At 67.7% G+C, this 13,306-nt stretch carries 8 protein-coding genes; 5 read left to right on the top strand and 3 right to left on the bottom strand.

What is annotated here, in order from left to right; translation table 11 throughout:
• Positions 1-2,812 (top strand): hypothetical protein (locus WT24_RS34930; RefSeq protein WP_060035241.1); only part of this gene is annotated, 2,812 nt, incomplete at its 5' end.
• 468 nt (positions 2,813-3,280) lie between these two features.
• On the opposite strand, the gene WT24_RS34925 is transcribed toward WT24_RS34930, so the two are convergent.
• Positions 3,281-3,451 carry a hypothetical protein gene (locus tag WT24_RS34925; protein ID WP_179949065.1) on the bottom strand — a complete coding sequence of 57 codons (171 nt, stop codon included), beginning with the start codon at positions 3,449-3,451 and terminating at the stop codon, positions 3,281-3,283.
• 171 nt (positions 3,452-3,622) lie between these two features.
• Positions 3,623-4,534, bottom strand: a complete 912-nt coding sequence (locus WT24_RS17780) for a DUF72 domain-containing protein (RefSeq protein ID WP_059794638.1) — start codon at positions 4,532-4,534, stop codon at positions 3,623-3,625.
• 278 nt (positions 4,535-4,812) lie between these two features.
• Between WT24_RS17780 and WT24_RS17775 the strand changes: the two genes are divergently transcribed.
• A complete protein-coding gene (locus WT24_RS17775; RefSeq protein ID WP_060035240.1) occupies positions 4,813-6,981 on the top strand; it encodes a TonB-dependent siderophore receptor in 2,169 nt (722 codons plus the stop codon).
• Between the two features lie 22 nt (positions 6,982-7,003).
• Here WT24_RS17775 and WT24_RS17770 read toward each other — a convergent pair whose 3' ends face one another.
• Entirely contained in the window at positions 7,004-7,819 is an 816-nt protein-coding gene (locus WT24_RS17770; RefSeq protein WP_060035238.1) for a response regulator, read from the bottom strand.
• A gap of 1 nt (position 7,820) precedes the next feature.
• Between WT24_RS17770 and WT24_RS34920 the strand changes: the two genes are divergently transcribed.
• From WT24_RS34920 to WT24_RS17760, 3 genes are all read left to right on the top strand, one after another.
• Complete coding sequence (locus tag WT24_RS34920; protein ID WP_179949367.1) at positions 7,821-8,309, top strand: hypothetical protein; 489 nt, start codon at positions 7,821-7,823, stop codon at positions 8,307-8,309.
• A gap of 629 nt (positions 8,310-8,938) precedes the next feature.
• Entirely contained in the window at positions 8,939-12,532 is a 3,594-nt protein-coding gene (locus WT24_RS17765; protein ID WP_060035236.1) for a YadA family autotransporter adhesin, read from the top strand.
• Between the two features lie 344 nt (positions 12,533-12,876).
• Positions 12,877-13,284, top strand: coding sequence for a VOC family protein (locus WT24_RS17760; RefSeq protein ID WP_179949366.1), 408 nt, complete (start codon positions 12,877-12,879; stop codon positions 13,282-13,284).
• Positions 13,285-13,306 lie beyond the last annotated feature (22 nt).

Genomic DNA, 13,306 nt, shown 5'->3' with positions numbered 1-13,306 from the left:
CGGCGTTGTCGGCACGGTAGCGAACACGGCGACGGGTGCGGTCGGAACGCTGACTGGCGCGCTGGGTGGTGTTGGCGGTGGCGGGACCGGCGGCCTCGGCGGCGTGGTTGGCACGGTAGCGAATACGGCGACGGGCGCAGTCGGAACGTTGACTGGCGCACTGGGTGGCATCGGGGGCGGCGGGACTGGTGGCCTCGGCGGTGTTGTCGGAACGGTAGCGAATACGGCCACGGGGGCAGTCGGAACACTGACTGGCGCACTGGGCGGTGTTGGCGGCGGGGCCGGTGGCCTCGGCGGCGTTGTCGGCACGGTAGCGAACACGGCGACGGGTGCGGTCGGAACGCTGACTGGCGCACTGGGCGGTGTTGGCGGCGGGACCGGTGGTCTCGGTGGCGTCGTCGGAACGGTGGGCAACGCGGCAAGCGGCGCAGTCGGTACGGTAACGGGCGCCTTGGGTGGTGTCGGCGATCCGACTGGCGGGCTTGGTGGTGTGGTCGGTACGGTAACCGGCGCCCTTGGTGGCATCGGGGGCGGCGGGACTGGCGGCCTCGGCGGTGTTGTCGGCACGGTAGCGAACACGGCGACGGGTGCGGTCGGAACGCTGACTGGCGCGCTGGGTGGCGTCGGCGGTGGGACCGGTGGTCTCGGTGGCGTTGTCGGAACGGTGGGCAATGCGGCAAGTGGCGCTGTCGGTACGGTGACGGGTGCCTTGGGTGGAGTGGGTGATCCGACCGGCGGGCTCGGCGGTGTTGTCGGTACGGTAGCGAATACGGCGACGGGTGCAGTCGGAACGCTGACTGGTGCTTTGGGTGGTGTCGGCGGTGGGACCGGTGGTCTCGGTGGCGTCGTCGGCACGGTAGCGAATACGGCGACGGGTGCAGTCGGAACGCTGACTGGTGCTTTGGGTGGTGTCGGCGGTGGGACCGGTGGTCTCGGTGGCGTCGTCGGCACGGTAGCGAATACGGCGACGGGTGCAGTCGGAACGCTGACTGGTGCACTGGGTGGTGCTGGCGGTGCGACCGGCGGTCTCGGTGGCATCGTGGGCACGGTCGGTAACACGGCAACGGGTGCAGTTGGAACTGTGACTGGCGCCTTGGGCGGTGCCGGCGGCACGACTGGCGGTCTTGGCGGCATCGTAGGCACGGTAGCCAACTCGGCAACCGGTGCAGTCGGGACGTTGGCCGGCGCAGCGGGTGGTGTCGGCGGTGCGACCGGCAGTCTCGGTGGCATCGTGGGCACGGTGGGCAACACGGCCACCGGTGCAGTCGGAACCCTGGCCGGCGCAGTGGGCGGTGTCGGTGGCGTCGTAGGCGCGGTTGGCAACTCGGCAACAAGTGCAGTCGGAACGTTGGCTGGCGCAGCGGGTAGTGTCGGCGGCGGCGCGACCGGTGGCCTCGGCAGTCTCGGCGGCATCGTTGATACGGTAGCCAACTCGGCAACCGGTGCAGTCGGAACGTTGGCTGGCGCAGCGAGCGGTGTCGGCGGCGGTGCGACCGGCGGTCTCGGCAGTCTCGGCGGCATCGTAGGCACGGTAGCCAACTCGGCAACCGGTGCAGCCGGAACATTGGCCGGCGCAGTGGGCGGTGCTGGCGGCGCGGCCGGCGGTCTTGGCGGCATCGTAGGCACGGTAGTCAACTCGGCAACCGGTGCAGTCGGAACGTTGGCCGGCGCAGCGGGTAGTGTCGGCGGCGGTGCGACCGGTGGCATCGGCAGTCTCGGCGGCATCGTTGATACGGTAGCCAACTCGGCAACAGGCGCAGTCGGAACGTTGGCTGGCGCAGCGAGCGGTGTCGGTGGCGGTGCGACCGGCGGTCTCGGCAGTCTCGGCGGCATCGTAGGCACGGTAGCCAACTCGGCAACCGGCGCAGCCGGAACATTGGCTGGCGCAGTGGGCGGTGTCGGCGGTGCGGCCGGTGGTCTCGGCGGCGTCGTGGGTGCGGTCGGGAACACGGCCACCGGCGCAGTCGGAACGTTGGCCGGCGCAGTGGGCGGTGCTGGCGGTGCGGCCGGTGGTCTCGGCGGCCTCGTGGGCGCGGTCGGCAACACGGCCACCGGTGCAGTCGGAACGCTGGCCGGCGCAGTGGGTGGTGCCGGCGGCGCGGCCGGCGGTCTCGGCGGCCTCGTGGGCACGGTCGCCAACGCGGGCACGGGCGTCGTCAACGCCGTCACCGGTGTCGCCGGCAACGGCGGCGCGCTGATCACGCCGATCACGAGCATCGTCGGCAATCTCGGCGGCTCGTTGCCGGTCGGCGCAGCCACCGGTGCGATCGGCGCAGCGTCCGGCGCGGTAACCGGCCTCGCCGGCAGCGGCACCGCGGCGATCGCACCGATCGCATCGACCGTCACGTCGCTGATCGGATCCGCCACGAGCGGTGCCGGCAACGTCGTCGGCTCGGGATCCGGCGCGCTCTCCGGCGCGCTCACCGGCGCAACCGGTGCGGCGGGCTCGCTCGCGACGGTCACCACAGGCCTGACGGGTTCGCTCGCGCACACCGTGACCGGCACCGCCGGCGCGGTCGCCGGAACCCTTCCGGCACTGAGTGTCGCGCTCAATGGCGGTACGGCAGCCGGTGCGGTCGGCGGTGTGACGAACGCCGCGGGGGCGCTCATCTCCGGCGGCGCGACGATCGCCAACGCGGCGGTGCAATCGGTCGGTTCGGCCGTCGGGTCGGTGGCCGGCGTCGTTCCCGCGCTGGCGGTTTCGCTGAACGGCAATTCCGCGCAAGGGGGCGGTAGCGCGTCGGGCGGTGGTTTGCTGGCACCCGTGACGTCGCTCGTCACTTCGCTCACCGTTCCGGTGATCAAGAAGTAGGCGACGTCGATACCGCGGCCGCCGCATGCTCCGGGCGGCCGCGAATCTTCACACCTCAGGCGCGTCATCCACAACGCCGGCGGGACGATGAATCGTGTCGACTCGCGCGGCGTTGGCTCGGTGACGCGCCATTTTGCGTTTCGGGGAGCCGTGGCGTCGCATGCCTCCATCTCGGGTTTCCCGATCTCTTCCTGCATCGGTTCGCCGCGCGTCGAAGGGAGCGATGTACGTTTCCGCCCTCGTCGAACGAGAAAACGGCAACCGCGGGACCGACGCCACTTCGTTCATTCCCGACGCATACGCCGCATGCCGCATCCGCAAACGTGTGGATACCGAACCGTCAATCCGGCGCTACCCCGGTCGATTCGCGCACGACCAGCTCGGGCGCGCGAAACGGCCATGCGACGTACGTAAGGAATCCGGACGATGCCGTTCGACCGTTGGGGCAGGCGCCCGCGCCGTGCAGCGCTACGACCGGTCGCGATTCCGGGCGCGCGTCGCGCCGGTGATGACCGCGATGCCGAACAGGATGACGGCCACGATCTCGATGATGTGCTGCGCGACGTGCAGCGTCATCAAACCCCAGACGACGCCGCCGATGAAAATGATCCATCCGACCAGGTAGATGAGCAGGGTCATCGCTTTTTCTCCTTGCAGGGTTGGCCCATGGCGCCGGTTGCCGGTCGTGAAAAATTTGCCGGGCGCGCGGTGCGCGCGACGAGGACGCGCGATCCGGGAGCACCGGAGCATATTTCGCGCCCGGCCTCTCGTTTGCCGATGGCATGTTCGCCATGCAGTTTGCCGGCCGCTTCATTCGGATGCCGTGTCATGCGCATGCAACCCGAGCCGCGCCATCAGCCGTCTGGCGTCGAACGGCGCCTGCGTTTTCGTGTCGTTGTCGAAATAGCAGTACACGTCGCGCGTCGCCGCGCGTGGCGGGTGCAGCGCCGGTGCGGCGAGACGCGCATCGTCGGGTTGCGCGCCCCGGCTCCACGTGTCGATCCGGCGTGCCCATCGCTCGAGCGCCGCATCGGCGTATTCGCCCGAATACTTCGTTTCGGTGCCGTGCAGCCGCATGTAGATGAACCGCGCGCTCAGATCCTCGAATTGGGGCCACGCCTCGGTCGAATCCGACACGACGAGCGCGACCTTGTGGCGGCGCAGCAGCTTCACGAACGCCGGATCCACGAAGCTGTCGTGCCGCACTTCCACCGCGTGACGCAACGCTCGCTTGCGGTCGATCTCCAGATAGGGCGCCCGGACGTGCGAATCGTGCCGGCGGGCGAGCGCGAGTGCGGCTTCCGTATCGTGCGGCAGCAGGCCCAGGAAGTGCTCCATGTGTGCCGGGTCGAAACGCAGCGAGGGCGGGAATTGCCACAGCAGCGGCCCGAGCTTCTCCTTCAGCGCGAACAACCCCTGAGCGAAAAAATTCGCGCACGCGACCGTGGCGGCCTCGTCGCGAAAACGCAGGATATGCGTCAGGTAGCGCGAACCCTTGACGCTGAACACGAACCCCGGCGGCGTTTCGGCATACCAGCGCCGCCAGCTGTCCGGCGCTTGCAGGCTGTAGTGCGTGCCGTTGATCTCGATCGTCTGCATCTGGCCCGCTGCATACCGTAGCTCGCCGGCCTGCTTCAGGTCCGCCGGGTAGAACGTTCCCCGCCAGCCCGGGTAGCGCCAGCCTGAAATACCGATGTGAATCCTGCCGGATGTGCGTGTCACGTCGATGCCCGGCTGCGCCGGGTTCCTGAATGCGGTTCGGGCGACGCGCAATATGCGTGCCGCCGCCGTCACCGGTCCAATTCTTTTTAAAGACCGCGCCACGTTCGGCCGGTATGATCGCTGCGCTCGCGAACGGCGCAATCGGTCGGTGCGCACCGATCTCCGCTTCACTGCGTTCGCCGGGCACGGCAATCACGACACCACCGGACGGACCGGGCAATACACGGTTCGTCGATCCGGCCGAACGGGCCAACCCAGCACGACGGAGTATCGAGACGATGTGGACGGAGACAGGGACGGGGCGGCGCGCGATGGCGATCGCGGCAGGCGGAGCGTTGTGCGCGGCCGCCGCGGGCGGTGCGCACGCGCAGGCATCGGCGCCGGGGGCGGCCGTGCTGCCGGCCATCGACGTGCGAGGGCCGGCCGATGCTTCGGCCGTCGGGCTCGTCGGGCGGCGCACTGCCACCGGCACCAAGACCGAAACGCCGATCGACGAGATTCCGCAAACGATCGACATCGTCACCGCGCAACAGATCGAGATGACCGGCGCGGCCGACCTGAACCAGGCGTTGCGCTACGTGCCCGGCTTCGCGACGTTCGGCGCCGACAGCCGCACCGACTGGTATGCGGCGCTGCGCGGCTTCACGCCGACGCTGTACGTCGACGGCCTGCCGGCGCCGAACACGGCCGTGATCGCGAACTGGCGCGTCGATCCGTACACGATCGATTCGATTGCGGTGCTGCGCGGGCCGACGTCGGTGCTGTACGGCGCGGGCGAGCCCGGCGCGATCGTCGACGCGCAGACGAAGCGCGCCGACGGCACGCGCGTGCGTGAAGCCGGCGTGCAGATCGGCAACGATGCGCGCAAGCAAGCCATGCTCGATGTCGGCGACAGGCTCGATCCGGACGGCAAGTATGCATACCGCTTCGTCGGCGTCGCGCGTGACGGCAACGCGGTGACCGGCCCGAACGGCGACCGGCGCGTCGCGCTCGCGCCGTCGTTCCGGTGGCGGCCGAACGCCGACACGTCGCTGACGTTTTCCGCGACATACCTGCAGGACAGCGGCGACATCTCGTCGAACTTCCTGCCCGCGTCGGGCACGGTGCTGCCGAACCCGAACGGCCGCCTGTCGCAGGACATCTACATGGGCGACCCGTCGTTCAACGACTACCGCAAGAAGCAATGGTCGCTCGGCTACGCGCTGGAACACCGCGTGAACGCGATCTGGACGCTGCATCAGGACGTGCGCTGGTCGCACCTGTCGCTCGACGATGCGACGGTGTTCGGCAACGGCCTCGCGCCCCGAAGCACGACGAACATGATGCGTTTCGCGGGGCTGTTCCAGCTCAACTACAGCCGGCTCGACATCGACAATCGCGCACAGGCGCGCTTCGGCACGGGGCCGCTCGAACACACGCTGCTGTTCGGCCTGCAGTTCGACCGGCAGACGACGACCAACAGCGTGCAACTCGCGCTCGCCCCGTCGCTCGACCTGTATCACCCGGTCTATCGGCCTGTGACCGCCGCGATCTTCTCGGGCCCGACATCGCTCGGCCACGTCGACCAGTACACCGCGATGAACGGATTCGGCGTGTATGCGCAGGACCAGATCCGCTGGCGGCGCTGGACGCTGACGCTCGGCGGCCGCGAGGACGTCGTGAATGCGCGGTTCGACGACCGGGCCGCCGGCTCGCATGCACAGCAGGACGTCAGTGCGTTCTCCGGGCGGGTCGGGCTCACCTATCGCGGCGACGCCGGGTTGTCGCCGTACGTCGCCTATTCGACGTCGTTCGATCCGGTCATCGGCGTGCGGATGTACGGCGGCGGCTTGCCGAAGCCGACGCGCGGCACGCAGACGGAGGCCGGGCTGCGCTGGCAGCCGGCCGGCCGGAACCTGATGCTGAATGCGGCCGTGTATCGGATCGACCAGACCAACGTCGTCACGCCCACGCCGGTGAATCTCGACCCGACCGCGACGACGTCGGTGCAGACCGGCAAGGTGCGCTCGCGCGGCATCGAGCTGAGCGCGGTCGGCCAGTTGACGCGCGAGCTGTCGATCGTCGCGTCGTATCTCTATCAGGACGTCAAGAACGTGCAGGCGAACGACGCGTCGCTGAACCACTGGCCGGTGTCCGTCCCGCTGCCCCGGCAGATGGCGTCGATGTGGGCCGACTGGACGTGGCGCACGGGCGCGCTGGCGGGCCTCGGCATCGGCGGCGGCGTGCGCTACCAGAGCGCATCGGCCGGCGCGCCCGACAATTCGCTGACGGTGCCGAGCGCGACGCTTTACGACCTCGCGATCCATTACGAGCTGCCGCGCTGGCGTTTCGCGGTGAATGTCGCGAACCTGTTCGACCGGCGCTATGTCAGCGGCTGTCAGTCGTACGCCGTGTGCGTGTTCGGCAACGAGCGGACCGTGCTGGCCAGCGCGAAATACAACTGGTGAGCGTGAGTGCGTCGCACGCGGCCTACACGCGGCGTTGCGGCTCCCGGGTAGCCGTGCGCGCGCCCGCATGGCCCTGGCGTCGCCATTCGGTCGGCGTGATGCCGAAACGTTCGCGGAAGGCGGTGGCGAAATTGGCCGGCGTGGAAAAGCCGATTTCCTTCGCGATACTGGCGATGCTGAGCGACGTGGAGTCCAGCAGATCCTGCGCGATCCGCAGTCGCTCGTAGCGCAGATATTCGAACACCGTCTGGCCGAGATTGTCGCGAAACGCGCGCGACAAGCGCTTTTCGTGCGTGCCGACCGCACGCGCCAGTTCCTCCACCGTCGGCGGATCGTTCAGCGTGCGCGACAGGTGGCGGATGGCCGCGCGCACGATGATGTCGTCGTCGTTGCCGCCCGCGAACGGGCTTTCCGCCGTTTCCGTCCCGGCGGACCGTTCGCGTTTCGCGCGCGAGAGCTGCACGCGAATCCGCGCGATCACCTCCGCCGGCTCGAACGGCTTCACCACATAGTCGACGCCGCCGATCTCCAGCCCCTCGAGCCGTTCGCGCAACGCGCCGGCCACGGTCAGGAAGATGATCGGGATCGCGCCCGTCAGCGGATCGGCGGCCAGCAGGCGGCATGCGGTGAAGCCGTCCATGCGCGGCATGCGCACGTCCATCAGGATCAGGTCGGGCATCAGCGCCTGCGCGCGCTGGCACGCTTGCGCGCCGTCGAATGCGACGCTGATCCGGCATCCCGTGCTGCGCAGCATGTCGGTCAGCAAACGGAGCTGGTCGGGTTGATCGTCGACGATCAGGATATGCGCGTCGCGCAATGCGGAGATCGATGAAGGCATCGTGCACCTGTTGTTAAAAGGCAGTTGGCTGCGTTTTCCGCGGGTGGCCAGCCCGGTGAGGTGGAAACGTCGGAGGCCGCTGCGTGGCGATGCATCCCGGCGCATCGCACGCTCGCATCGATTTCGGACAAGGGGGAGCCGCGCGGCGTTCGTTGTTTTGATCGCCGGGTCGGTCGGGACGCGACGGATCGCCGTGCTCGCGTGGACGACGATCGCGACTGCCGGAATCGATGCGAGCGGAATTGTAGGAGCATATTCGGAATCCGGCCAGACACGACGGCTCCATTTGCATCATTCCATCTTCGCGATTATGGAAAATGGCGGTTTGCGACAGGAACGTGAAACGTCGACGTGCATCATTGCTCGTGGTTTACGCGTATATCCAGTGAGAAAGCCGCGCGACCGGCCGGCTTTCGGATTGTATTTTCGAGAAAAGGATTATTTGAATCCGCTTTGGCAAAGTATTTATCCGCTCGGCAAAAGGTTTTGAATAACGGCGCTGGCGCGAAATCGTTTGCGGAATGAGCGTATTTTACGTAAACCATTGAATATTTGGAATTTTACAATCTATAAAGAATGTCGGCTTTAATAATTTAATTCCGTGTCTCATAATTCGTCCGAACTTTGAGTAACGGGTGGGCAGGGCAGCGGAAGCGCCGCAAGCGGTGACGGACGTTGCCTGACCCGAAGCCGGCGCATCAATTGATGACTGTCCCGCCACGTGCTCGCTGCACGGAGTGAAATCCGGGTTGCCGGGAATGAAATAAAAGAAGCAGTGTGGGTCGCGATCGGCGCGGCGACAAATCGGGGATGCATATGACGACGGGTTGAATCTCCGGATTCGGCCGGGGAAAGACTCGTCCATATGAATCAATACGTATTCCTAATGCAGTTGTCGAATTAACGGAACGGGACGTCAGGCCGACGGCATGCCCCGGGTGTTCGAACGCCCGGTCGAAACGGGTGCTCGACGCGTGTCGTGTCGGCATGGCTTGCCCGGCGTCGGAAGCCCGGCGCCGGAATCCGCTTCCGAAACGAAGTCGCAATCGAAGTCGAAGCTGTCAATAAAAGTAAGTAGTCCGTATTCAAACCAGACGCTACACAACGGAGCAGAAGACCATGAAGAGGAAGCAGATTTCGGCGCTTGCCGCCGCGATGTTCACGGGCGCGGGTGTGCTGATCGCCGGCGCCGCGCACGCGGACAATTTCGTCGACCGCGGCAACCCGGACAACGCGCTGAACGGCCAGTGCATCGACGGCACCAACCCGCTGTGCGTGGCAACGAAGAGCGGCAACTACGTCGCGGTCAGTACCACGAACGTGACGCAGGGCACCAATGCGATGGCAGGCGCCAGCGGTATCGCGATCGGCGACCAGTCGAATGCGAGCAGCAAGGGCGGCAGCGGCAGCGGCGGCGCGATCGCGATCGGCGTCGGCTCGCAGGCGCTGGCGAACTCGGCCACCGCGATCGGCACGGTGGCGGTCGCGCAGGGCAACACGGCGCTGGCGATCGGCCGCCAGTCGGCTGCGGTCGGCGATTTCTCGATGGCGCTCGGCAACGTCGCGGATGCGCACGGCACGAGCTCGATCGCGCTCGGCCATTCGGCGCTGGCCAGCGGCGACCGTTCGATCGCGATCGGCGGTGCGAACCCGACGTCGAGCGACGGCGTATCGGCCGGCGCATCGTACGACGCGGCCACGCAGACGCGTGCGGCCGGCACGCAATCGGTGGCGATCGGCGCGGGCGCGCGGACGAACGACAACAACCAGGTGGCGATCGGCTCGGGCAGCGTCGGCGCAAACAACGGCGGCACGCCGGTGTTCGGCGGCACGGCCGCACCGGTCGGCGGCGCGGTGTCGTTCGGCGCGCTCGGCAGCGAACGCCAGCTCAAGAACGTCGCGGCAGGCGCGGCCGATACGGATGCCGTCAACGTCCAGCAGTTGAAGAACGTGAACAGCACGCTGAGCACGGGCATCGGCAACGTCGACGCACGCGTGACGTCGGTCGGCAATGCGCTGTCGACCTCGATCTCGAACGTCGACCAGCGCGTGACCAGCGTCGGCAACAGCCTCAGCACGAGCATCGTCACGGCGACGCAGAACGTCGTGAAATATACCGACGACTCGCATGCGGCGATCGCGCTCGACGGCGCCACCGGCACGACGATCGGCGGCGTGGCCGCCGGCGTCGCCGATACCGACGCCGTCAACGTCGGCCAGTTGAAGGGCAGCCTCGCGCCGCTGCAGACGTCCGTTTCGACGGCGGCTTCGAACATCGCGAACCTGCAGAACAGCGTGACCGGCATCAACGGCTCGCTGAGCACCGCGGCGTCGAACATCGTCAACCTGCAGGCGGCCGATACGCGCAACGTCAAGTACGACGGCGCGAGCGGCTTCGACTCGGTGACGTTCGCCGGCCCGAACGGCACGACGCTGCACAACGTCGCGGACGGCAAGGACGTCCACGACGCCGTCAACGTCGGCCAGTTGACGGGCGGCCTCGCATCGCTCAGCACGAGCGTGACGAACAACCTCAGCACGACGCTCGGCAACCTGAGCACGTCGATCGCCGGCCAGATCGGCAACGCGACGAAGAACGCGGTGCAGTACGACGACGATGCGCACGGCGGCGTCACGCTCGGCGGCACGGGCGCCGCGGCGCCGGTCGGCCTGCACAACGTCGCGGACGGCGTGGCGGCAGGCGATGCGGTGAACGTGGGCCAGCTCGGCAAGGCGACAGACACGCTCAACCAGTCGATCGCGACCGTCGGCAATCAGGTGACGACGAACACCGGCAACATCGCGGCGCTTCAGCAGGACGCGCTGCAATGGAACCCGGCCCTCGGCGCCTACGATGCGAGCCACGGCGGCCACGGCCCGCAGCTCATCAGCAACGTCGCGGCCGGCAAGAGCGGAACGGACGCGGTCAACGTCGATCAGCTGAACGCGGCGATTCACGACGGGACGAGCCAGCTCGATGCGCTCGCCGTCAAATACGACGATCCGAGCAAGCGGCAGGTGTCGCTCGGCGCAGGCAACGGCGGCAGCCCGGTGCGCGTGACCAATGTCGCGGAAGGCAACGTGGCGGCCGGCAGCACCGATGCGGTGAACGGCGCGCAACTGCGTCGCGCGACCGACGGCGCCGCGGCCGCGCTCGGCGGCGGCGCGACCGCGAACCCGGACGGCTCGATCGGCGCACCGAACTACAAGATCGGCGGCAGCGCGTTCGACAACGTCGGCGACGCATTGACGAACCTCGACGGCCGCGTCGGCAGCAACACGACGACGCTTGCGAATCACGAAACGCGCATCGGCAATGCCGAAACGAACATCGCGGGCAACACCGCCGCGATTGCCGGGCTGCAACAGGACGCGCTGCAGTTCGACCCGACGCTCGGCGCGTTCAACGCCGCGCGCGGCGGTGCGCCGACGAAGCTGACGAACGTGGCCGACGGCAACGTCGCCGCGGGCAGCACGGATGCGGTGAACGGCGGCCAGTTGTCGGGCGTGAAGACCGCGCTCGAACAGCAGATCACGCAGGTGTCGAACCAGGCCGGCGAAGCCGTGAAGAACGTCGTCAAGTACGACGTCGACGCGAGCGGCAACCGGCTGAATTCGGTCTCGCTCGTCGGCGGCGACGCAACGTCGGCGGTCGTGCTGAAGAACGTCGCGGCGGGCACCAGCGATACCGACGCGGTGAACGTGAAGCAGTTGAAGGACGTGCAGTCGAACCTGAACCAGCTCGGCGCGCTCGCGGTGCAGTACGACGATGGCTCCAAGAGCACGATCACGCTCGGCGGTGCGGGCGGCACACGTATCACCAACGTGCAGGCCGGCACGCTCGGCGCGACCAGCACCGACGCGGTGAACGGTTCGCAGCTCTACGCGACCAACCAGCAGGTGTCGAAGAACACCACCGACATTTCGAACCTGCAAGGCAGCGTGACCAACATCGCGAACGGCAAGGCCGGCCTCGTGCAGCAGCAGGATCCGAACGGCGCGATCACGGTCGGCAAGGATTCGGGCGGCGCGAGCGTGAACTTCTCCGGCACGGCGGGCGACCGCGTGCTGACCGGTGTCGCGGCGGGCGTGAGCGACAACGACGCGGTCAACATGGGGCAGTTCAACAACGCGCTGAAGAACGTGGCGGCCAACGACAAGATCCGCGCGGCCGCGACCGATGCGAACACCACATGGATCGCGCGTGCCGACGCGGGTGCAATCGGGTCGACGGCGACCGCGACCGGCAAGAACGCGGTGGCGGTCGGCCAGGGCTCCGTCGCCGATCGCGACAACTCGTTCTCGGTCGGCGCGAAGGGGAGCGAGCGCCAGATCACGAACGTCGCGTCCGGCACGGCGCCGACCGACGCGGTGAACGTGCAGCAACTGAACGACAACCTCGCGACGGCGTCGACGCAGGCGAAGGGGTATACCGACCAGCGCATCGGGCAGGTGTACAACTCGTTCAACGACCTGAAGAAGGACATGTACGGCGGCGTCGCGTCGGCGATGGCGGTGGCCGGCTTGCCGCAGCCGACCGGCGCGGGGCGCTCGATGGTGTCGGCGGCGACGTCGAATTATCACGGCCAGCAGGGCTTCGCAGCCGGCTACTCGTACGTGACGGAGAACAACCGCTGGGTCGTCAAGGCATCGGTGACGGGCAACGCGCGGTCGGACTTCGGCGCGGTGGTCGGCGCGGGTTATCAGTTCTGATGCAGGTCGCGTCATCGTGAGCGACGCGTGGTGCCGGGCGATGCAGGCGAAGCCCGGTACTCACGGCCGATCGGCGGCCCGGGGTTCGTACGCGAATCCCGGGCCGTCGTCGTTTCGCGTCGGCCGCTCGGGCATCCCGCATCGACGGTACCCGTCGCGAATGCGAGTGGCGCCTTCCGCCGCGATCGTCGCCATCCCGCAACGCTCGGCCCCGCAAGGGTTTCGCGCCCGTGCGGCGGAACGTCCAATGCGAGTTGTGGGATGCGAGCCCGCGCTCGTATTCTGAAGTCCTCGGGCGGCACGGCATGGGGCCTGCGCCCATCACCGCATCGGAGAGCGCGACCATGAATGCAACGACACCCACGATGAAGCTCAACCACCTGAGCTTTCCCTCCGCCGACACACTGGCGACCGCCCGATTCTTCGAGCGATACCTCGGCTTCACGATCGCGGGAAGCTGGGAAAAATCCTGGATCCTCAAACGCCCAGGCTTCGACGTCGTGATCGATCACGTCGGCGACGGCGTGCCCGCGTGGCCGACCAATTTCCACGTCGGCTTCGAACTGCCGAGCCTCGATGCCGTGCAAGCGCTGTTCGCGCGCTTCAAGGAAGAGGGCGTCGCGATGGAAACCGGCGTCTTCAACAACGGGCGCGGCTCGCGCTTCTTTTGCCGCGCGCCGGGCGGCGTGATGTTCGAACTGAACACGCGCGCGGATGCCGCGCCGGAATATCAGGGCACTTTCGACGATTGAAGCGACGCGGTTCGTGCCGCGC

Source organism: Burkholderia sp. MSMB1078WGS (assembly GCF_001528895.1).
Classification (GTDB): Bacteria; Pseudomonadota; Gammaproteobacteria; order Burkholderiales; family Burkholderiaceae; genus Burkholderia.
The sequence above is the reverse complement of the archived record's forward strand: the minus strand, read 5'-3'. Positions and strand labels throughout refer to the sequence as shown.

Bases quoted from the DNA above. Each gene is read 5' to 3' on its own strand.
- WT24_RS17760 (WP_179949366.1), top strand. From the start codon at position 12,877: ATGAATGCAACGACACCCACGATGAAGCTCAACCACCTGAGCTTTCCC.
- WT24_RS17765 (WP_060035236.1), top strand. From the start codon at position 8,939: ATGAAGAGGAAGCAGATTTCGGCGCTTGCCGCCGCGATGTTCACGGGC.
- WT24_RS17775 (WP_060035240.1), top strand. From the start codon at position 4,813: ATGTGGACGGAGACAGGGACGGGGCGGCGCGCGATGGCGATCGCGGCA.
- WT24_RS17770 (WP_060035238.1), bottom strand. From the start codon at position 7,819: ATGCCTTCATCGATCTCCGCATTGCGCGACGCGCATATCCTGATCGTC.
- WT24_RS34925 (WP_179949065.1), bottom strand. From the start codon at position 3,451: ATGACCCTGCTCATCTACCTGGTCGGATGGATCATTTTCATCGGCGGC.